The organism is Dictyobacter formicarum, from assembly GCF_016587435.1.
Window position 1 is genome coordinate 209,632 of record NZ_BNJJ01000005.1, and the last position, 21,084, is coordinate 230,715.

General features: G+C 50.0%; 17 protein-coding genes. 3 read left to right on the forward strand and 14 right to left on the reverse strand.

All coding sequences use genetic code 11. The features are described from left to right. Positions 1–70 precede the first annotated feature (70 nt). The 7 genes from JMI88_RS10705 to JMI88_RS10735 all read right to left on the reverse strand — a co-directional run bounded on the left by JMI88_RS10705 (position 71) and on the right by JMI88_RS10735 (position 9,585). A complete protein-coding gene (locus JMI88_RS10705; protein WP_201361820.1) occupies positions 71–2,044 on the reverse strand; it encodes a methyl-accepting chemotaxis protein in 1,974 nt (657 codons plus the stop codon). Positions 2,045–2,118: 74 nt separating this feature from the next. Beyond that, positions 2,119–2,724 carry a chemotaxis protein CheW gene (locus JMI88_RS10710; protein WP_201361821.1) on the reverse strand — a complete coding sequence of 202 codons (606 nt, stop codon included), beginning with the start codon at positions 2,722–2,724 and terminating at the stop codon, positions 2,119–2,121. A 114-nt stretch (positions 2,725–2,838) separates the two neighbouring features. Next, entirely contained in the window at positions 2,839–3,204 is a 366-nt protein-coding gene (locus JMI88_RS10715) for a response regulator transcription factor (protein WP_201361822.1), read from the reverse strand. 106 nt (positions 3,205–3,310) lie between these two features. Further along, positions 3,311–3,742 carry a response regulator gene (locus tag JMI88_RS10720; protein WP_126548954.1) on the reverse strand — a complete coding sequence of 144 codons (432 nt, stop codon included), beginning with the start codon at positions 3,740–3,742 and terminating at the stop codon, positions 3,311–3,313. Then, positions 3,742–5,145, reverse strand: a complete 1,404-nt coding sequence (locus tag JMI88_RS10725; RefSeq protein WP_201361823.1) for a DUF4388 domain-containing protein — start codon at positions 5,143–5,145, stop codon at positions 3,742–3,744. The genes JMI88_RS10720 and JMI88_RS10725 overlap by 1 nt, the downstream gene beginning before the upstream one ends. A gap of 923 nt (positions 5,146–6,068) precedes the next feature. Then, positions 6,069–6,791: a response regulator transcription factor gene (locus JMI88_RS10730; protein ID WP_201361824.1), complete on the reverse strand. Its 723-nt coding sequence runs from the start codon at positions 6,789–6,791 to the stop codon at positions 6,069–6,071. Positions 6,792–6,858: 67 nt separating this feature from the next. Then, positions 6,859–9,585, reverse strand: a complete 2,727-nt coding sequence (locus JMI88_RS10735; RefSeq protein ID WP_201361825.1) for an ATP-binding protein — start codon at positions 9,583–9,585, stop codon at positions 6,859–6,861. Between the two features lie 511 nt (positions 9,586–10,096). Here JMI88_RS10735 and JMI88_RS10740 point away from each other — a divergent pair. Next, complete coding sequence (locus JMI88_RS10740; protein ID WP_201361826.1) at positions 10,097–11,773, forward strand: alkaline phosphatase D family protein; 1,677 nt, start codon at positions 10,097–10,099, stop codon at positions 11,771–11,773. A 123-nt stretch (positions 11,774–11,896) separates the two neighbouring features. Here the strand turns inward: JMI88_RS10740 and JMI88_RS10745 are convergent, their stop codons facing one another. Together JMI88_RS10745 and JMI88_RS10750 are read right to left on the reverse strand one after the other, a co-directional pair. Next, positions 11,897–13,012: a lipocalin-like domain-containing protein gene (locus tag JMI88_RS10745; RefSeq protein WP_201361827.1), complete on the reverse strand. Its 1,116-nt coding sequence runs from the start codon at positions 13,010–13,012 to the stop codon at positions 11,897–11,899. Then, a complete protein-coding gene (locus JMI88_RS10750) occupies positions 13,009–15,327 on the reverse strand; it encodes an MMPL family transporter (protein ID WP_201361828.1) in 2,319 nt (772 codons plus the stop codon). Before JMI88_RS10750 ends, JMI88_RS10745 begins: the two co-directional genes overlap by 4 nt. Before the next feature lie 539 nt (positions 15,328–15,866). On the opposite strand from JMI88_RS10750, the gene smpB reads away from it, so the two are divergent. Next, entirely contained in the window at positions 15,867–16,364 is a 498-nt protein-coding gene (gene smpB / locus JMI88_RS10755) for an SsrA-binding protein SmpB (protein ID WP_201361829.1), read from the forward strand. A 7-nt stretch (positions 16,365–16,371) separates the two neighbouring features. Then, positions 16,372–16,740 carry a VOC family protein gene (locus JMI88_RS10760; RefSeq protein WP_201361830.1) on the forward strand — a complete coding sequence of 123 codons (369 nt, stop codon included), beginning with the start codon at positions 16,372–16,374 and terminating at the stop codon, positions 16,738–16,740. Here JMI88_RS10760 and JMI88_RS10765 read toward each other — a convergent pair. From JMI88_RS10765 to JMI88_RS10785, 5 genes are all read right to left on the reverse strand, one after another. Further along, on the reverse strand, positions 16,725–18,020 hold the full coding sequence (locus JMI88_RS10765) for an MFS transporter (RefSeq protein WP_201361831.1): 1,296 nt from the start codon (positions 18,018–18,020) through the stop codon (positions 16,725–16,727). The two genes, JMI88_RS10760 and JMI88_RS10765, sit on opposite strands and share 16 nt — an antisense overlap. 19 nt (positions 18,021–18,039) lie before the next feature. Next, a complete protein-coding gene (locus JMI88_RS10770) occupies positions 18,040–18,234 on the reverse strand; it encodes a hypothetical protein (protein ID WP_201361832.1) in 195 nt (64 codons plus the stop codon). A 187-nt stretch (positions 18,235–18,421) separates the two neighbouring features. Then, positions 18,422–19,114: a GNAT family N-acetyltransferase gene (locus tag JMI88_RS10775; protein ID WP_201361833.1), complete on the reverse strand. Its 693-nt coding sequence runs from the start codon at positions 19,112–19,114 to the stop codon at positions 18,422–18,424. Between the two features lie 76 nt (positions 19,115–19,190). Next, positions 19,191–20,168 carry a GNAT family N-acetyltransferase gene (locus JMI88_RS10780; protein ID WP_201361834.1) on the reverse strand — a complete coding sequence of 326 codons (978 nt, stop codon included), beginning with the start codon at positions 20,166–20,168 and terminating at the stop codon, positions 19,191–19,193. An 87-nt stretch (positions 20,169–20,255) separates the two neighbouring features. Beyond that, complete coding sequence (locus JMI88_RS10785; protein ID WP_201361835.1) at positions 20,256–21,080, reverse strand: ABC transporter permease; 825 nt, start codon at positions 21,078–21,080, stop codon at positions 20,256–20,258. Between the last annotated feature and the right edge of the window lie 4 nt (positions 21,081–21,084).

Consider the following 21,084-nt stretch of genomic DNA (forward strand, 5'->3'; position numbering starts at 1 on the left):
AGATAACACCTTACTTCTATAAGCCCGCTTTCTCTTTTTCGCTCACACGATAGCAGGCTTATATGAACAATTACTGATTCTGGTCGTGGATTCCACTTTGCCAGCGCGGACGTGAATTGCTGGCCTGACCGGGCTGCTGCTGTGGCAGCTGGTACGGAGGCGGAAGCAATCCGGAATTAGGTACCTGCTGCGCGAAACCAGAATTTACGTTCTGGGGAAAGGCCGAGCCAGCATTACCACTACCCTGACTGCCATATTGTGGCACACCAAAGCTCTGATCCATTCCCTGCTGCTGGCTATCAAAATCACCCAGATTACCAAAATCTAACTGGTTACCACCAAAGAATTGCTGGTTGTTATTGATACCAAAGTTGCCGGATGCTGGAATCTGTGATGGCATACCTGCTGACGAGAAAGCGGCTGGATTGCCGAAGTCTGGTTGTCCATTCCCAGAGAATTGTCCAGAGCGCGTCCCCAATGAGACTAATGAACCAGTGTTACCAGGCTCGGGTAGCGGCGGGAAGTTCCCTGAGAAATTCTGACTCCAGCCACTATCAGATCCGACACCAGGCAAAGAGCCAAATGGCTGGTCGCCTCGATCTTGTGACTCAGTTGTTGATGTCATATTAGAAAACGAGCCAAGCATGTCATTTGTACGATCGGGCAGACGGAAGGTTGAAACTGAAGCACGCAACTGTTCAGAAAGTTCAGCCAGGTAACTTACGCTGACCGCAGCTTCCTGCGTACCGGCATCAGTCTGGCGGGTGATTTCAGAAATGCGGCCCATGGCTACAGCCACCGCTTCAGAGACCGAGGTCTGTTCGTTAGCGGCGCGAGCAATATTTTCAATCATTTGAGCTTGTCGTTCTACTGCGCTGTAAATAGAGTTCAGTGAGCGACCAGCATCATCAGCCAGTTGAGATCCTTTGACCACTTCCTGGGTGCTATCTTCCATAGCAACCACAGCTTCATATGTATCACCCTGGATACTTTTTACCAGGGTTGCAATACGTTTGGTTGACTCGGTCGAACGTTCTGCAAGCAGGCGGATTTCGTCGGCAACAACGGCAAAACCACGGCCATGCTCACCCGCCATAGCGGATTGAATGGCAGCGTTCAAAGCCAGCAAGTTCGTTTGGTCGGCGATGTCTTCAATGATACGTACGATTTCACCAATTTCGTTTGAGCGCTCACCGAGACGCTTAATTTTCTTCGAGGTTTCCTGTACGTTCTCACGAATGAGCATCATTCCTTCAATCGTCTGACGCACAGCTTGCTGACCATTAGTGGCACTGCGCAGCGCTTCTTGGGCCACATCCACGCTCAACTGGGCATTACGGGCCACGTTTTGAATAAAGACGGCCAACGCTTCTACAGCCTCAGTAGTCTGGGCAATCTGTTTCACCTGTGTCTCAGAGGCTTGAGCCAGTTCAGCCGAACGATCCAGAATACGGCGGGTAGCATTGGTAACCTGTACAGCCGTTGACTGTACACGACCCACAACCTTTGCCAGCTCTTCAATCATATAGTTGAATGAGTCGGCCAGCACACCCAGGGTGTCCGGGGTCACTTCAGCCTGGACGCGCAGATCACCGTCACCAACCGCGCTTACCTCTTGCAGCAGTTTTTCGATCTGTGCCTGTAGGGCCGCCGCATCATTTCCAGCCGGTCCCATTGAAATGTTGGGGGTAGAGCCCTGACTATCCAGGATAGCATTCAATGAGCTCGACAGTTGAGCCAGCTCGCTATCGCCATTGACCGCCGCACGCACCGAACGATCGCCACTCATAAAATCGCGGCAGATCTCGGCCAGTCCTAATAAACGACTCTTTACACTATTTTGGACATAAAGATTTGAGGCAATACCAATAATAAGAACAACAATGGCGCCGATACCGGCAATAATACCAACTGTTGAATTAGAACTAAAAGACAAAATAGCAGTAACAACTAACAATAATACAGGGACAACGACGGAACCAAGTAGCCCTAGTGTAAAGGGCCCACTGAGCGCCGAACCACTTTTATTTTGATCAGGATTCATCCGCCAGACCTCCATTGATAAAAATATATCTATCTCAATTCAGGTGACCTACGATAGGCCCCGCACTATTATCATTAGGCCTTATAGCGCTGCATTTTTTCGGAGAAAAGAAGGCGAGCCACATCCAGAACAATAATTCCACGATTAGGCAGCGATGCCCCACCCATAGCGTAAGGAGCCGCCCAGGATGGAATAATAGCCTGGCGCACATTTCCATTGATAGTAGTAGCGGGAATCGGTAGCATTTCACTAACACTATCCACCGCCAGACAGATGACCATCTCATTCGTTTGTAGCGATAACAAACGCGTTTGTGGTGTGTAGGCCACCTGCTCTAGACCTAGAAACATTCGCAAGTCTACCACTGAAACGATAGAACCCCGCAGGTTCATCACCCCCCTAACCCAGGAAACGACATTAGGAACCGGCGTTAACTCAACCAGCCGCTCAACGCCTTGCACCAGCTCAGCCTTCACAGCCAGTTCACGATCAGCGAGAGAAAACACCAGATATTGTTCTCCAGTAATGGCAGGAGGCGGCGTTTCTCCACTGGGAGAACCATTCACGCCAAATTGCCCCTGCGCCAGTTGCAACTGCAGAGCTGCAACCGATGGAGACTGCGAGATTAATTGCTGAATTGCAGCAAAGGCTTCACGTTTTTTCTGATCTTCACTGGACACAAAAACTTACTCCATATAGGGCACAAGAAGCGAGAGGCATCCTATGCGACATCTGTGGCAGGGAGAGGAGGAAAGGCATCCTCCCTCAACCTTGAACCCTGCCCGTACGACTACTTAAATAAGGCGTCGCACACTAGCAACTAATTCATCACCATTAAAGGGCTTGGTAAGATAGAGGTCAGCCCCCTGCCGCATTCCCCATGCTTTATCCAACGGGGTATTCTTCGACGTCAGCAAAATGATCGGGATATGCCGGCTCACTTCAGAGCTCTTTAATTTGCGACATACCTGAAATCCATTTTGCTTAGGCAACACAACATCAAGTACAATACACTGTGGACGTTCTTTAAATACTTTTTCGACTGCCTCATCACCATCAATCGCGGTCACAACATCAAAACCGCTATTACGCAATGGCGTGACAATCATTGTTAGTTCTGTCCAACTGTCATCCACAACAAGTATTTTCTGCCCAGGCATCCGATTCTAACCTTTCCTAACGAGCAAACCAAGCAATGGGAATTTAGCCTACCCTCCAACCCTGCCGACCAAAGATGCTGAGCATCACCGGTACTGATATTGGAGATTAGCCGCGATAGCGTAAGCGAGGGCGTGTCCCTTCTTGTTGAACAGGTACACGTTCTTGCCAGTTCGCAAGGTGTTTTTTGACTGTTTGTACAAGTTCGGCTGAGTCAAATGGTTTAGTAAGATACTCTGTTGACCCGGCTAAACGGCCGCGCATCTTGTCAAACAAGCCATCCTTCCCACTGAGCATAATAATGGGAATTTGTCGAAACTGCAAGTGTTTGCGTATTATCTGGCAAATTTGGTACCCATCCATCCGTGGAAGTTGGATGTCAAGCAAAATAAGGGCTGGCATCTCATCGGCGACCGAAGTCAACGCGCTCAGACCATCTCCTACCGTCACCACTTTAATGTGTTCTCTCTGTAGAGTCATCTGCACAATTTTGCGTACAGTAGGACTATCGTCCACAACAAGTACTGTTGGCTCAGCCATTAAATTGACCTCCTTCGCGTATCAGGCGACCACATTTCCCCATTGTTGTCGGCGGGGTTCTGCCAATTTTGTACAATTCCAAGTGATGAGGGTTGGATAGCATCTCGACCTCGCGAGTTCTGGGTGTTGCGATGCGCCCGGTAAATCTGGTATTGCTGAACCTCGTGATCAATCTCTGATAAGAAGATTCGCCATGCCACATTCAGTTGGCGCCCGATATGTGAGTTTCCAACCTCGTCGCGCAATAGTTCGGTAAAGACCATACGTAAAAAGGCAACCAGGCCTTGTACCGCTTCCCAGTAAAACTCTTCTAGCTGCTCACCCTTCACAACTTTGTTGAGCGTCAGTATATCATTACAGTCGAGTTGGCCATAGTGAAATGTCGCTGTTTCCAGAAGCGGAAATTGCTGTTGTGATAAGGCCTGCAATTGTGGCACAAAACGGCGTTCAAGATAACGGGCAATTTCCATGGAAGGGATTTTGCCTCGCCCTCGCAAGCTACGCGCATATAAGCCATGGTGCACAAGGAGACCATTGATACACTCGGACAGAGTTGTAATTAAACCCAGGAGATGTTGGGCTGGACTGGAAGATTGACGCTGCTGTGCTAATAAGTACTGGCATTTGATAATGATATTTGAGAGGTCACCCTGCAGTTCAGTTTCCAGAGCGGTATCTACCACTTCGATCAAATTTAACTCTAACAGCCGGGCCATAATGCGAGCAATCCGTGCTTCGGGCATCATTAGAGCCAGTGCGACCGCCTGAAGGGTTAGTTCTCCATTGGAGAGGCACAGGACTTCAATGCCCTCCTGGTTAAGACCCAGGTTGCGCACATCGTTGCTGACCTCAGGCTGCCAGCGGGCCACAGTGGTACGGGTAAGTTGGGTTACACCTTCAGCGGTGACTTCTTCCCATTCGTCCGCCTGGCGCAATGCTTCCAACAAGACGGAGTCCACATCCAGTGGTTGCATTTTGCTCTCCATCGGGATAACCTGGCGGTGAAAGGCAAAGCGACCATTTACCCAGCGCAAGGCGTGACTGATCGATTGCGTGACCAGAAATTCGAGACGGCGCTGCATCTCGTTGGCAGCCATCCAGCCACGCTCAACCAGAAGCGCGAGCGACATCTGCATATCTCCGCGTGCCAGCTCTCGAATATATTGTGCACGTGGTGGATCTAATTTATTGAGCAAACAGAGCATTCCCAGCACATCAGGCGGAGGCACTCCATCTTCATGTAAACCTACAATTTGCCCTTTACGCAAGCTGATTGAAAGCGTCTCTGGTCCCGAAGACACAAATAACTTTCCAGTTTTTCCACTCAGGGCAAGCATTTTTAAAATGGATTGGAGACCCAGAGTTTGTAAGTCTCCATCCATGATACGGTCTTGCTGCTCCATTCTTCTCCCAGTTCCTTTACCAGACTAGCTTGCAGAGATAGGTAAGATATTGATTGTGCAAGCGGTCTTGTCACAGGTCCTCTGTAGATATCCATCCATGGCACTACAACGCCTGTCTATAAGCAGAATGCGCATGCCCATTTTCAAGTATGCCAGGGCATCCGCACTTGCTTTATGTGTTATATGAGTGGCTCGGAAAACATCCAGGTACGTTGACATGCATTCTTTATGCAATAATGCAAAATATATTTACTATGCACAACGAACCAGCAAACAGCGAACGTATCACGAGAGTCCTATTCATCCCTATAATAAATAGTTTCGTTACGACGCGGTGCGGATGTCATCCTACATTATTGCTCCAAATCCTCCCCCAGCGTAAAAGCACTGTTACCTTTCAACCGCGCTTCCTGACAGAGCCAACACATACAACACGGGCAACAGTTGCGTTTTTTAACCACAAACACATATCTATTTTTATTTTCTGTATGATACAAAGGGAGACCTTTTTATTCGATTATTGTGAAGAAATTTCCCTCTTAGCGCCGCAGGTAAAAGGTTGTCCTCGTCCTCCCCACACGTACTATCTCAATGTCATCCCAGGTTCATACGATAATATCTCAAGTATTATTCACCGTACCGGCGTTTAGCATCTCATGGTTAACTGTTCACCGGCCATAGCATACTAAAAATCCCGATTTTCCACCACCCCCCCACATGCCTCGTTGTCTGCCATCATCATACATCGAATCGCTGTATAATGCCAGAACTTATTATGGTATACAGTAACACAAAAAGGAATGTTTTTACCAGCTAGATCCATGTTTGCAGGCTAAAAGACCTGCATACTAAAAGTGTACTGCTAAATCTGTCAGGTCGCTATAAAAAAAACACAAGATGGCATTAAAATTATATTAAAGATTCTAATTTTCTCCTTGAGATCTGAATACATACCCAATACCCGGCTCAGTAACGATATACTTTGGTCGCGATGGCTCGGGCTCAACTTTCAGCCGAAGCTGGCGCACATAGACACGTAAATAATCGGCTTCTTCACCATACTCGGGTCCCCAGACTGCACGTAGGAGCGCGCGGTGCGTCATTACTTTGCCGGCATATAACATGAGTTGGCGCAGCAATTCAAACTCGGTCGGCGTCAGGCGAACCTCTTGTGAGCCTGCTCGCACTTGTCGCCGCACAACATCCATATAAAGATAGCTGTCCTCGCTGGTCAGTATCTCTGGCTCTCGCTCATTGGTCGCCTCTTTCGTACCGGCTCTCCTGAGACAAGCTCGGACACGCGCCTGGAGTTCATCATTGCTAAATGGCTTGGTCAGATAGTCGTCTGCCCCATAATCCAGGGCCTTGATTTTCTGCTTTTCCTCTGCTACTGCTGAGAGCACAATGATTGGTGTCTGCGTAAACTGGCGCACCTGGACACACACATCAACACCGTCAATACCACCTGGTAAACAAATATCCAGCAAAACCAGGTCGGGCTGATGAAGCTTCACCATTTCGACGGCCTGCTTCCCGCTTTCTGCGACCAGCACTTCATAACCACCTACCGTCAAATTGCGGCGCAGGATGCGCTGAATTGGCGGCTCATCGTCAACGACCAGTATACGTTTCCCTTTCACCCTCATAGCGGTTCCTCCATACAGGTATCCAAGCCTGCAGCAATGCCTTCCCCCACAACGCCGTTTGCCCAGACTAGCCATCCATGCCCGAGTTTATATCACTTCCGGCAGGTTCAGCTAGCAACTTTTCGTCTCTATGTATAACAGTCTGTGGATGGATCGGCAAAAGGAAGGTAAAACAAGTCCCCTCACCGTTTGCCGCCTCCGCCCAGATATGTCCTTGATGGGCTTCTACGATACCTTTACAGGTAGCCAGGGCAAGCCCATTGCCATAAAACGATGCATGGCTTTGAAATGATGTGAAAATTCGCTCACGCTCATGCTCAGGTACTGTGATCCCCTGATCAATTACGCGCACACGCAATTCTTCTTTCTCATCCTGCACCACATCAATAAGAAGAGAAATAGTCTTATAATCTGAACTGTGCCGTGCTGCATTTTCGATCAGATTATAAAATACTTGCCCTAAACGGGCGTGATCTACATATACCAGTGGTAAGGGCGATTGAAGCTGCATTTGGAGCTGTCGATGTCCCAGGGCGCGCTGTAATTTTGTAATGGTTGTATACAAGATTTCTGAGACGTCACACCATTCCAGTTTTAGTTCCATGGCTCCCATTTCCATGCGCGAAAGCTCTATCAGCGCATTTACTAGCATGGTGAGATGATCGGCTTCACTATCAATGTCTACCAGCATCTCATTACGATCCTCTTCGTTCCACACCAGGTCGGCCTGTAAGAGACCAGTAACAGCAGCTTTGATGGTTGTCAGAGGTGTACGCAGGTCATGCGAAAAAGCTGATAGCAGTGCGGAGCGATTTTTTTCTTCACGCACCTGCTCGGTTACATCTTGCACCTGGAAAGCAATTGCTTCCAGTTGTCTCGACTGCGTGTAAAGAGGATAACAATTAAACTGATAGTGATGATCGCTGGCAGCAGCATCCTGTCGTGTAGCGCTCCCCTCCATTTCTGACTGTGGCTGCGCCACTACCTCAAGTGGCTCTTCAGCTAGTATACAGCGAAATGCTTGCCGATAGATACTTTCCTGCGTAAAGTCTTGTAGATAGGCGCGAACCTCATCGACGTTGCGTATCCGTGGCAACAAACGGGCAAATACTTCCTCAATCGATGGTCCCACCGACCGGCCCTGCACAACAGAGGAAACAAGCATCTGCATTTGCGGATAGTAATCTGTGGCGATAGTTTCTAAATTCCATTCGCACCATTGGCGGGCCGCAGGATTCATATACAGGCAATATCCATCCAGGTCTACGACAAACCAGGGATCTCGTACCCAGTTGGTTGACTGCTTCAGATGGATAATCAAGCGATTGAGTTCGCCAATCATCGCAGCGCGCGTCAGGGCCGATTCAGATGTCTGTGCTAACAGGTCCTGTGTTTCAACATTCGCGGGGCCAGGCTGGAACGGCGATGATTCGAATAAGAGCGCGGCCGGAAGCAGTGGCTCAGTTTCTAGTGAAGTGGTAAATGGGTCGATCGCCTGCTTGTTCTCAATCGCATAGCGAATGTTGTGCAGGTTACGTTCACTCCGAGTTAAGAGCTGCTCGCTAATCCAGCGCATCAACTGACTGAAATTTAAGCCAAATGTGCGCTGAGCATGAGCGCGAATCTCTTTGAAAAGCCTGAGCTCCTCGCTGAGTTGTTCGTCCGTGGCGCCAGCATCATAGCCTGGCTGCAACAAATCAAACTGTTCGATGGCCGATTGAAATTGTCTGCGTTGATTAATAGAAGTTAACAGCATGTCGTTGTGGATGGCTACAGTAGCTTGATTGGCAAAGAGCGCCAGGATGTCGTTCTTGAGTGGTGTGAAGCCTCCCGCTTCAGTCGAACAAAGAACCAGAGCACCATAGACAGCTGAGCCGGTAGCCAATGGATAGCAATAGAGCGAATGGAGCCCAAGTTCACTGGCCAGCACCTGGCTCTCTGGATAGTGCTCATCGGTGGCAATATCTTGTGAGCTCAATGGCTGGCGCCGTTTGAGTGTTTGCCAGAAAATATTCTTTTCGCTCATGATATTTTGTTGCTGCAGAATACTTTCTAGCGGCTTCGGGGCTACCTCAGCTTGAGCTTCTAAATGCAAGGTATTGGTTTGGCGGTTGAGCAATATAATAAAAGAGGAAACGCTGAGAGCTTTGGATACCCCGGCAACAATGTGTTGCAGAACGGTGGAGAGCTCCATTTTAGAGGTTAGCGCCTGGCTCACATCCTTCAAAGCCTGCCGCTGGCGATCCTGGATCGCCGCATTACCGCCTAATTGGACGCTTTCAATCGCTGCCGCGAGCATTTTGACGACGGCATCCACCAGGCGTTGCAGATGTTGGTCAGCATAGGTGTGCAGGGCCGTACTGCCCAGTTCCAGGGTACCCAGAACGCGATTTTCGACCATCAGTGGCGCAATCAGGGTTGAGCGCAGCTGATGATAGCTACTCAAAACATCTCCGCTGGAAGAAGGCGAACCATCCAGTCCCTCTGGATAATCACGTACCTGTAAGGCTGGTCGCCGCAATACCTGTTCTAGCATGGAGTCGGTAAGCGGATGCTGATGAAGGCGCGCTTTCCAGTCTCCGCTTTCGTCTCGCTGACACACCGTTACACGTACGGCCTGGCGATCATGGCGTAACAATACTACACCGAACACATCAAAAGGCACCGCCAATTCCAGCTCTGCCGCCAGGACGGTATAATCAGGCTTGGCGCCACGCACGCTAAAGACAATGCGGGCCACGCGCTCGATAATTGCAGACTCTTCAAGAGCAGAGGTGTAAGTTCTCGCTTTCATTGCTTCCTGCTAGATTTCGCTGACACCCTCATCATCTTCGGCGTTGATGAGATCCCTTCCCTTAAAAAGGCGAGAGACATATCAGGTGTACTGAATACGTTTTTCGCCGCACGTAACCGGCAATACGCAAAGAACGCTATAATTATGCACTAACTAACATCTTCACACTTTTTTTGCGCTCCACAAACAAGTACAACCCAAATATACTACAAATCCCTATCTACCTGCAAAATGCCTGTTTGCTATCGCCACAAAGTATACCACATCCGTGCCAGTGCGGGTCAATGCCTGAGAACTTAGTTCAGACTATTTTATAAAGATGCTCTTCCGGGTAGATTGCGTCAGACCGCCTGACACCAAGGTTTATCTACATTTACCTGCTTCTAGTTTATATTTTTTTTTCTATTTAATTAATGTACTTTTGATCTGATTGTGTTAAAAATAAGATCTATAGTTTGTGATACTCTATCTAAAACACCTCATCTACTTTAAGGAATAAAGAGAGGATAGTATGCCTGATCTTCGCGTTGGTCCACTCGTGCGTGCTGTCAGTCCGGACAGTATCGTTATCTGGGCCGAATTAACGGCAGCTGAGACTGTCACACTGCGCGTTTATACAAACGGGATAGCAGATGCGCCTCAAACCGTCAGTCAGAGATCAACTATGGTTGGTGGTCACCACTATGTGGCACTGGAGCTACGACATTTACAGGCGGCAACCTGGTATACTTATCAGCTCATTGGAGCATCCAGCGGAGAAGAGCTTGTACAGATAGCAGCACTGCCTGTAGCACAATGTTTTCGCACCCTGGCAACGCCATCCTCCGCGCTGGCAAGTCCTCTGCGCATCGCCTATGGCTCCTGTCGCAAAGCGGAAGCCAATCAACCCGATGCCTTGAGTGCTCTAGGACACTGGCTGGGCGAGCATTTTGAGCAGCGCGAGACCGCGTGGCCACACCTGCTTCTATTGATCGGCGATCAGATCTACGCCGACGAGCCCTCGGCCAGTCTGCGACAGACTTCACCACACCTGGGCGTTGAGGCGACCAGCTATGAAGATTTTTGCCATTTTTATCACTACGCCTGGTCGGCCGATAGCGGCGTACGCCAGGCGCTGGCTACGCTTCCCACATATATGATCTTCGATGACCATGAGATTACCAATAACTGGAACTCGATGCCAACCTGGCGCTCCACGGCTATCCAGGCGGGGCGAGAACAGATGATGATTGATGGTCTGGTGGCTTACTGGATCTATCAAGGTTGGGGCAACCTGATACAACATACAACGCAACATCCGTTGTTGACGATTATGCAGCAGGCCGCCGAGAGTGGAGAGGATGCGCTTGAGCAGCTCCGCGATTATGTACGTAGAGATCTTTATGGCGAGGTGGGATTGCGCTGGCATTATGAAATATCATCGACTCCTCCCATTTTTGTTGCCAATGCGCGCACTGAAAGAACGGCCACTATGACGGAGAAGGAGGAGGATATATTAGCTCCGACCCGCATCATCAGTCGCAAGCAGACCACTGATCTACAAAACTGGTATGCCAGCGACCAGAGTACCCTGGCGATCCTGGTCTCGTCTGTACCAGTACTGCTGCCGCCTGCTATTGGTTGGCTCGAGTATCTGACGGGACAACGTTTCTGGCTGACTAAAAACAATCGTTTGAGCCAACTGGGCCTGCAATTGGCACGCGTGCAGCAACGCATTGCTATACGAGCCGGCTTTGATCACTGGCCGCTTTATCCTGTATCTTGGCAAGATCTGCTGCGACTCTTTCAACAGCCTAAAGATGCGTTAATTCTCTCGGGCGATGTGCATTTTTCGTATGCGCTCGCCGCCAGATTAATGCATCGGCCAGATACCGACACCTATCTCTACCAGTTTGTCTCCACGCCGTTGCAGAACGAGCTAAGCCCGTCAGACCAGCGTAAGATAAAGTTACAGGCGTGGATCTCCCGCTGGAGCTATGGAGGGCTCAAGCAGCGCATCTTACCGTTGGCCGCGATTGATAACACGGTCCACATTGACCGCAATCTGTTGTTTGAAAACACGCTGGCGATCGTTACGCTGCAAGCCGATAGCAGGGGACGCTATATACCACAACAAGACTATCTGGGCTGTATTAATGGTCAGCTGAAAAAAATTGCTTCTACCACTCTACCAGCAGCGCGAAAGTAAATAACAATTCTGGCAGATGCATAGGGATCAGCTTCCTTATGGGAAGCACCTTTCGCTGGTGCAAGCCATCAGAGGTGCGGAAGTAATTTCCTGGCGCATTCTGATGGCCGCTACGATAACGGGCTATTTTGTATAGCCCGTCAGCTCTACATATCCCTCACCAGCCACAGGCTGTCCCTTGTGCTGTCCGTCAATACTTACCGCACCTTCCCAGTAGGTATTGCCGGTCGAATTTTTTACTACCAGCTCCTGATTCTTCAAAAGCGGTTTGATAGTCAAGGTCGTTTGCAAGCGAGGATCCTGAACATCGATGCGCCAGCCTGATGGATAGGTAATGCCCGTCGTCGGGCTGGTCCATTTAGCCAGGACGGTCGATTTCAATGACTGCTCGGGCAGCATATAGGCTTTACCGTCAGTATCGGTGTAACCGATATAAGTGGAAATAGTTTTTCCACTGGCATCGCGAATAAAGTAGAGCATGATCTCTGTCTTGTTGTTCAGCTGGATGCTATACCAGTCCCAGCCGCCGCCACCCAGGGTGAGGAAATTTCCCCACTGATGATCCATCCAGGCCGTACCGGTAACTTTTAAAGACTGGTTGTGATCAAGCAGTGTGCCAGCAACCTGCATGCGCGTACGCGAATAGTAGTAGGAGAAGCCACCAAGTCCATAGGTGATCAGACCGTTCCCGTTATGCAGAGTCGGCGCTTTAAGGCCGGTCAGGTTGAGATCAATGGCGTAATTTTGCATTGAAGCCACCAGGTGGTCCTTGCCGTTCAGACCCTGGACAGACCAGTCGCCAACGTGCGTGTTAATACCCTGCGTTGATAGTCCATCAGAAGGAGAAGCCGCGAACTGAGTTATGCGCTGCTGATCATAATGGAACTCCCTACGAGTAATATCACTGATAGCAAAATGGGCAGGATAAACCGCTGGCAGATTGCTGCGTAAGGCCTGGAAAAATACCAGTTCGAACCCATAAGTATGCTGCTTGCCAGCCACATCGGTCGCTTGCATATGGCCTGTGTAGTACCACCATTCGGTTAGATCGTTATGCGCCCCCTCATCGCGCGGAAACCGAATAGGGGGCAGTTCCGTTTTCGTTGGCTGCTGGCTAACCTGAGGCAACGTCGCGGAGGTTGTGGTCAGGCCAGGAAAGGCACAGGATGAGAGTACCAGTGCGAGCAGCAAACTCACTCCCAACAGCCAGGCTGATTTGTAACGCAACCATTGCCTCATCGCTTGCCTCCTACCTGTATATTCGTTTGATCGGATGCCGTATGTTCATTGCCAGCATCAGCCGGTCCCAGGTACTCGGCCAGGGCGGGCGAATGGCTCTGGACGCCAGCAAAGGGGAGCCACCAGTTCCAGTTACCCAGCAGACGCATGGTGGCGGGAACCAGCAGACCACGCACCAGCGTAGCATCGATCACTACGGCCAGAGCCATGCCCAGTCCCAGGGCTTTGACCAGAATCATATCGGCGGTCGCAAAACAGGCGCTCACCACAATCACGATCACCGCCGCACTCGTAATAATACCGCCGCTGCGCTGCAATCCCAGCGCCACCGCCTGCTTATTATCGCCCGTTTGCCAGAACACCTCTTGAATACGTGACAACAAAAAGACCTCGTAGTCCATCGAGAGGCCAAAAATTGAGCAGAAAAGCAGGATCGGGCTGGACGCCTCAACAAATCCCAGGGGGGTAAAACCCAGTATCTGGTGTAAGAAACCATCCTGGAAAATCAGCACCAGGGCGCCGTAGCTGGCCAGGATAGATAAGGTATTCATCACGATCGCTTTTAAGGGCAGCAGGAGCGACCGGAATAGTAAGAGCAGCACGATATAGGTGGTAATGGAGATAACTAAAACGGCGATCGGAAAATCCGTATATAGCGACCTGACATAATCGATATTGCCGGCCGTGCCGCCATCCACCAGCACAGAAATGCCATGACCAGGATCGGTGTTGCGGATCGTCTGCACCAACGCCTGCGAATTTGGATCGACCATGCCATATTTACTGACTACTTCCACTAGCAACGTATCCCCCGAAACAGATGCCTTCAGGAAGGCGCCCAGGTAAGGATCAGCGATAAGTTGAGGATGTGAGTAAAGTAATTGGTATTGTTCCAGCGTGAAGCGTGGATCGGCGCTCACAATACTATCTACCCGATCTACACGCGGGTCGGCCTCAATGCGCTTGACGTAATAATAAAGATTTTTGATATTCTCAGGAGTCAAAGCATTGCCACTGGTATGCACAGCCATCAGGATAGGAGTGGTTTCGCGCTGATTGAAGCGCTGCACCAGTAGATCATAGGCGGCTCGTGATGGCACATACGATGGTAAGATTGAGGCGTCAGGAGCGGAAAAACGGACCCCCAGAAAAGGTGCTCCGAAGCTAAGCAAGAGTAACAGAACCGGGAAGAAGACGCGTAGCGGATAGTGCATCACAAAATGCGACAACCGATACCAGAAACCATGCTGCGGGTCCAATTCTATGTCCGCTCCAACTGGATGCCGCTTGAAGCGGGGCAGACGCACTGGCAGAGCATTAACCTTCAAACCTAGTATCGATAGGAGCGCTGGCAACAGGGTAATGGCCGCCATGACAGCCAGAACCACCACCAGGATGCCACCCAGGCCCACCGAATGCAGCATGTTAATATGGAAGAAGGTCAGACCAAATAGGCCAATCGAAACAGTCAGGCCTGAAAATGTGACTGCGCGGCCCGCTGTGGCCACGGTCACCGCCACAGCCTCCTCAATAGTCCGTCCATGCAGCAGTTCTTCCCTGAAACGACTCACCATAAACAGTGAATAATCTACGCCCAACCCCAAACCAAACAGTGTGGTGATGTTGAGCACAAAGATAGAAAGAGGAGTGATGTGCCCCAGTGCAAAGATTAAAGCCAGGGATACGACCACGGCAAAGCCGCCAACCAGGGCTGGCAATGCCGACGCAACCACTGAACGAAACACAAATAGCAAAGCAATAATAGCAAATGGGAAGGCCAACAGTTCAGCTCGCCGCAGGTCATTTTCGCTGACGCTCTGAATATCTTCATAGAAAACGGGTCCGCCACCAATACTACTCTTTAAATCCGGTACTTTCTGTAAGCGCCGCTCTAACTCTGGCAACAGTTTGGCCGCCGTGTTCGCATCCGGTTTCATCTGAATGTTGACATAAGCAGCATGACGATCCTGAGAAACCTGGCGTGGATTATCTAAATAGCTGGTTACCTGGGCAACCTCGGACCAACCACGGATATTGGCCAGGGCGTGCTCGGATTGCTGAATAAATTGTGGATCTTCAACCGTATAATGGGAGCTGGTAAAAATAATTTGTACGATCGTTTCATTGACATGCAACTTTTGCACCAGCGTATCAATCGCCCTTTGGGACTCTGAGTCAGGACTCTCAAAGCCTCCAGATTGCAATACTTGATTTGCGCGAGGAGCAAAGGGAAGCGCAAGCACCGCGGCAAGTATCCATAACCCAACAATCAACCAGCGATGGCGGGTGGCAAATTTGCCCAAACGGTAGAACATAATGTGACCTTTCTCTAGCATAATGCAGTGGGCAACAAACTTTTCTCATTCTGTTGTATGACGACCCTTTGTGCCCGGTGGGGTAATCCTCTCATGCAGGAAATCAATGCCTTCACGTGAAGACTAGCCAGACTTCACCAGGTTGAGCTACATATTCAACGCTCTATTTTATTCTGGCTCGCTGTATTTACTGTCTGCTTATCAAACGTTTTATACCCGATGGATTGTCAGACTAAATGCAACACCCATAAATATCATAAAACAGGTAAACAAGCTGCCAACAGAGGTCCAAAACGATAAAGAAGAGGCTAAGGTCGACTATAGGAGCCGGTTGTTGTATAATGAGGGCATCACCCACTAGCTGTGTATTAACACATCCCTTTTCCTGGTATTGAGATTTTTGACGGGCAATTTTTATCTTACCAGGTAAAAGAAAAAAGAACCTGCTCTGCAGTGTTCCTGCTGCGTAAAAAATAGATAATAGTATCATCGTAACAATGCGGCAGATAGACGTCCTTTATCCAAAAGGAGTTTTTAGTATGGCTAAAGCAGCCTCAGCAAAAAAAGCGACCACACAAACTAACCAGGTGCCAATTAAGATCATCTCGGTCAACCGACAGGCATATCACGATTATGAAGTAGAGCGAACCCTGGAAGTTGGCATTTCACTCGTTGGAACCGAGATTAAATCAATTCGAGATGGCAAAGTACAGCTGCGCGGTTCCTATGCGATGGCACGCAAAGATGAGATCTGGTTAGAAAATGCCAATATCGCGGTCTACGATCATGGGAATCGCTACAATCACGATCCGATGCGCACGCGTAAACTGTTGCTCCATCGTCGTGAAATCGACCAGTTGCTGGCCAGGGTCGCGACCAAAGGCCTGACGCTGGTACCCTTAAAGCTCTACCTCAAAGGGGGTCGCGCAAAAATAGAATTAGGGTTGTGTCGTGGTAAAAAACTCTATGACAAGCGCGCAACTATCGCCAAGCGCGATGCACAGCGCGATATAGAACGTATTGTGAAAGGTAGATAAGTACGTTATGACAATTACAGGTCTCCATCATGCGCAAATTACGATTCCACGCGGAGCCGAGGAGCAAGGTCGGCAATATTATTGCCACCTGCTCGGGCTGCCAGAGATAGAAAAGCCGGACTCGCTGAAGGGTCGTGGCGGCTTCTGGCTACAGGTCGGTGATCGTCAGGTCCATGTTGGAACAGAAGATGGAGTGGAGCGCACCAGCACAAAAGCGCACCTGGCGTATCATGTTAGCGATATCGCTAGCTGGAAACAAAAACTGCAGGCGCATGGCTTTCAGATCTTAGACGGGGTGTCGATTCCAGGCTTTGAGCGTTTTGAAACACGCGATCCCTTTGGCAATCGCCTGGAGTTTATTCAATCCCTGACATAAGTCGATGAACTGCTACCATATTTCTTGTCTTTGCCAAACAGCCAGAACAGAGAGAGCAGGGCCACCAGGGCCAATAATACGGTGAGATAGATCAGCCCGTCGAAGCCAAAGCGATGGGCAAACATGCCACCAAGACCGTTTCCCAGTATCTGCCCCAGGCCCAGAAAGATGGAATAGAGACCCATGACCATGCCTCGATCTTTAGCGGCCTCTTCTGAAATATCTGCCAGGTAAGCCAGAGCGGCAGGAGCAAAACTGGTTTCAGCGAAAATGCCTATCAGCAATAATGGCAGCCAGACATAGATCATGCCTGTATTACTAGCTCCACGATGATTGATGCCAAATAAGGCGATACAGGCCAGGTAAACCCCTATAATCGAGGTAAACATCAGGCGCAGGCGCGCAACCTTTTGCAGGAAGAAAGCCCAGAATAACAAGCTCAGGCTGAAGAAGAGTACAACCCCACCCAGCACCAGACTCAACAGGCGTCCTCCTCCAGGTCCACTCATGCTGCCCATCAACAATTGATGTGGATAGCGCACGGGGGTCGACAGGATAAACGTCAGTTGCGAGCTCAGCCAGATACCTACCAGGGCGCTGATGCACAGCCAGGCTGGTAGAAAGGCCAGCAAACGCGGCATCCGCAATATCACTATGTAGCGCTTCGCGGTCTCAACGACTTTCTCCTGGCTCACGATCTGGCGGGCTGGCGGCGACAACCACATACACCAGATTACTAGCAAGTAACTAGCAGCCAGAAAGACAAAGGATAGACGCCCGAACCAAAACCAGAGCAAACCTCCCATCACGGTTCCAACTGCGATACCGCCACTGGTTACCAGTTCATACAGGCTCATGACGCGTACGCGTCGGCTTTGATTATGCACCGTCAGATCGGCCAGATAGCCAAGTACTGCTGGAACGGTAATAGCTCCGGACAGGCCTGCCAATACTTGCAGGCTCAATAAATAGGGCAGTGGCTGGTGGGTAGGAGTAAAAAAGAGCAGGCCTGCTTGCAGCAGACCAAACACAGGTCCTAACACCAAAAATTTGCGCCGTCCCCAGCGATCACTCAACCCACCCATAAAAGGCGCCAGCGTAAGTTCAGAAATATAGAAAGCTACTGGCAGTAGGCCAACTTGCACGCTGGTAATCTGATGGGCCGAGCTTGCCGCAATGTGCGCGAGCAAGAGTCCCAGTACAATAGTTCCAGCGCCAGAATTCGCGCGCAGGATAAAAGTTCCAACTAATAAAGGTGTCACCGTTTGTCGGCGGCCCATAACCCCTCGCTTAATTTTATTATTCACCCGGAAGACGGTCAGCATTGTGCGAGCGAGTCTTCCGATAGCTATATAACGTTACCAGAGCAATAATAGCTCCAGAAATAATCAGGCCAATTGCCACAATTAGTAATACAAAAAGCAATATACGCATATTATCCTCATTGGTGGCATTCATGTAAGTTATAGCAGTAATTATCGATACAACTGTCATAACAATCTCTTCGTCTTCCCCCTCGGTGGTGATGCCTTTTCAGTTCCCATCAATGGTAGAACTATGTACTAGGACTATGCAGAGCACGGAAAGGTAACAATATCACAGGATAAGCACAACATTTACAAAAAAAACACGCCAGCAGCGCTGCCCTGGCGTGTCGCTAACATAATTTTATCCATTTTTACTATCCTGTGGCGCAAGGCAGCAATACAGCTGGCACTTCTGCCTGGAGTCTCCTCCCGAATGTTTTGACATAAACACTATATTTCGAAGCCCTGTAGGTATCGCGCGCTCCCTGCCCCCGTGTAACCACGCTCTGCTCATCAGCATTGAGCGCTACCTGGAGGGTTAACAAGCCAGCATTGGTTGAGAGCAAAGGATCGGCAATATGTTCCAGAGCGAACTGCATACGCAAGAACTGTTGCTGCAAACAATAGCCTTCGTGCTGCATAATTTCACGCAACAACTCATTTGCGCTACTCACGGTAATATGAATTTGAATCTGGCATCGCATCATCAACTCGCGAGTTAGCTGGCGGATGCGCTCTTCTCCCAAGCGGATCAAAAGTGTTTCGACACCACGGCCCTGATACTCAGGATGGATGGCCATCTCAAAAGCATAGATTGGCGCTAACGACTCATTGCTTTTCCGCTGTACATCGGCATAGCCAACCACCTGCTGCTGCCGTGTTACAATCATCCAGGCGTCACGCGCCAGTTGAAAACAACTATCTTGCCAGCGCTCCTTTAGCTCAGCCTCTAGCTGCTCTTCAGACCTGACGGCCTCATCCTGGTATAAGCTCTGCAAGTGTGCGACCTCAGCACTATCTTGCAGGCGCGGGGCACGTGCAGACAATTGATGTAAACGTATAATCACAACAGTGCTCCATTCATCATCAGCAATCGAGCTGGTTAGATGGAGACAAAAGATAGGCAAGTCAAGTCTGGATATCTTATTCTTCAAGCGTAAGCGTACCTGGTTCCTTGCCTACCCGTAGCTCCTTCTCGTACTGGGTCGATCGCTGTACAACGTGCATCCCGGCACGTTCATATAAGCGCGTCGCGCCCGTCAGACTCTGTGCATCCACCGACAGGTAAACCGTATGTATGTCGCGACGAAAAAATTCACTAAAAGAATGCTGTAAAAGCGCCAGGGCCAATCCCTGACGACGCCATGGACGGCGCACACCCAGCACATGCACCCAGCCGCCATCTTCCTCATCGGCGCAGAGAGCGATCCCGGCAATCTCATCGCCATCCATAGCCAGAAACCAGAGCGCAAGATCAAATTTTTCGCGCTGCGTGGTCCAGTATTGCCACTGCTCAAAGCTCTGGCTCATAAAGCCCCAGTGATCCCGAAAGATATCTTCATCGGCTTCATAAACAACATGCATCATATCTGGAGTCGGATTGATGATGCGGATATGTTCAGGCCATTGCGGGGCCGCTGGCACCGCTGACAATTCGATTCCCATATCCCAGAAATTGCGAATTGGCTGAAAATCATGCTGTTCCAGCAGCTTTTTCCAGGCAAGATTCTTATTATTACAAAACCCACGCATGGTGACGCGTACATCAGGAGCGGCCAGTGGAATCCTCTCTCGCGCCCACTGCTCGGCCTTGTCCAGTAGCAGTTCGCCAATACCACAGTCGAGGTACTGTGGATGCACACTACAGCGCACAAAGTTGCGTGCATGCTGCACATGTTCCATCACCGCGTAGCCAATCGCCTGCTCTTCCTGGTTCAGCACCAGCCAGCCGCCGCTGGTCAGATCGACATTCGGCGACCCAAGCATCCGACGCATATCGTCCAGCGTAATGTCGACTTTGCCCAGCCAATGGAGCTCGCTGGCCACGGCGAGCTGGTACACTTTTTCTGCATCATCTAGAGTCAACTGACAAACCGTAAAGGTGTCAGGAATATTCATCATCACAAATGTTATCCATTCCCTTGGATGGTGGAAGCTCCAGCACATTGGCGCAAGCGCTTCCACCTGATAAATCAACCTCAAAAACTATTAGCCGTTGCGCTTCAATCTTCCTGTGCGTTTGGCGTAGCGTTCAGCCATGCGGAAGATCAGCATACCTACAGGGATACTCACCGTGCCTGTGATCAGCAGCGGCCAGACGTTGCCCCAGATCTCGGGCGACCAGATCGGTTTGCCTGTCAGTAATCCGAAGCGCAAGCCGTTCAACACATAGGTCGCTGGCGAGAGCCAGGATAGTGGCTGCATCCAGGCCGGCAGAACGCTAATTGGATAGTAGACGCCCGAAACCAGCAGGATCACGGCGCGCACAATAAAGGACATCTGCATACCTTTTTCGGTATACAGCAGCGGCAACACCGAGGTTGCGATCCCAAAGCCGATAAACGAGATGCTACCCAGGAGCAACATAAACACGACCGTCAGATAGTTGGCATGGCTGAGGTCGAGATGGAAAAAGAAGACCACCACGATCAACTGCAGGGCCGTGAAAAGCAGACCGTGCGCAATGGCATACCAGCAGCTACCAATCATATGCGTAAAACGCGAGATGGGAGCCATAAAGGTATGCTCAATCGTCCCTTCCCAGCGCTCAATATTGATGACATCAGTTACTCCATCAAAGGTGACACTCAAATAGGTCCAGACCGATGTACCAATCAACAGGTAGAGAATCATATAGTTTACCTGAGACGGCTTCAGGTCAGGCGTAGCTTGAGCAATGAACGTTATGCTGAGAGCATTCACAACGTTATAAAAGAGCCAGACAACCTCCCAGGCCCAGTAGCGCTTGGTCAGGTTCCAGTTGCGTTCAAAAAACGCATAACTGGCACGCGCCTGATGGATCATCGAAGACATAGTA

Coding starts and splice junctions, on each gene's coding strand:
- JMI88_RS10750 (WP_201361828.1), bottom strand. CDS start 15,327: ATGTTCTACCGTTTGGGCAAATTTGCCACCCGCCATCGCTGGTTGATT.
- JMI88_RS10780 (WP_201361834.1), bottom strand. CDS start 20,168: ATGATGAATATTCCTGACACCTTTACGGTTTGTCAGTTGACTCTAGAT.
- JMI88_RS10725 (WP_201361823.1), bottom strand. CDS start 5,145: ATGGAGCAGCAAGACCGTATCATGGATGGAGACTTACAAACTCTGGGT.
- smpB (WP_201361829.1), top strand. CDS start 15,867: ATGGCTAAAGCAGCCTCAGCAAAAAAAGCGACCACACAAACTAACCAG.
- JMI88_RS10735 (WP_201361825.1), bottom strand. CDS start 9,585: ATGAAAGCGAGAACTTACACCTCTGCTCTTGAAGAGTCTGCAATTATC.
- JMI88_RS10705 (WP_201361820.1), bottom strand. CDS start 2,044: ATGAATCCTGATCAAAATAAAAGTGGTTCGGCGCTCAGTGGGCCCTTT.
- JMI88_RS10740 (WP_201361826.1), top strand. CDS start 10,097: ATGCCTGATCTTCGCGTTGGTCCACTCGTGCGTGCTGTCAGTCCGGAC.
- JMI88_RS10765 (WP_201361831.1), bottom strand. CDS start 18,020: ATGGGCCGCCGACAAACGGTGACACCTTTATTAGTTGGAACTTTTATC.
- JMI88_RS10760 (WP_201361830.1), top strand. CDS start 16,372: ATGACAATTACAGGTCTCCATCATGCGCAAATTACGATTCCACGCGGA.
- JMI88_RS10720 (WP_126548954.1), bottom strand. CDS start 3,742: ATGGCTGAGCCAACAGTACTTGTTGTGGACGATAGTCCTACTGTACGC.
- JMI88_RS10785 (WP_201361835.1), bottom strand. CDS start 21,080: ATGTCTTCGATGATCCATCAGGCGCGTGCCAGTTATGCGTTTTTTGAA.
- JMI88_RS10730 (WP_201361824.1), bottom strand. CDS start 6,791: ATGAGGGTGAAAGGGAAACGTATACTGGTCGTTGACGATGAGCCGCCA.
- JMI88_RS10715 (WP_201361822.1), bottom strand. CDS start 3,204: ATGCCTGGGCAGAAAATACTTGTTGTGGATGACAGTTGGACAGAACTA.
- JMI88_RS10770 (WP_201361832.1), bottom strand. CDS start 18,234: ATGACAGTTGTATCGATAATTACTGCTATAACTTACATGAATGCCACC.
- JMI88_RS10745 (WP_201361827.1), bottom strand. CDS start 13,012: ATGAGGCAATGGTTGCGTTACAAATCAGCCTGGCTGTTGGGAGTGAGT.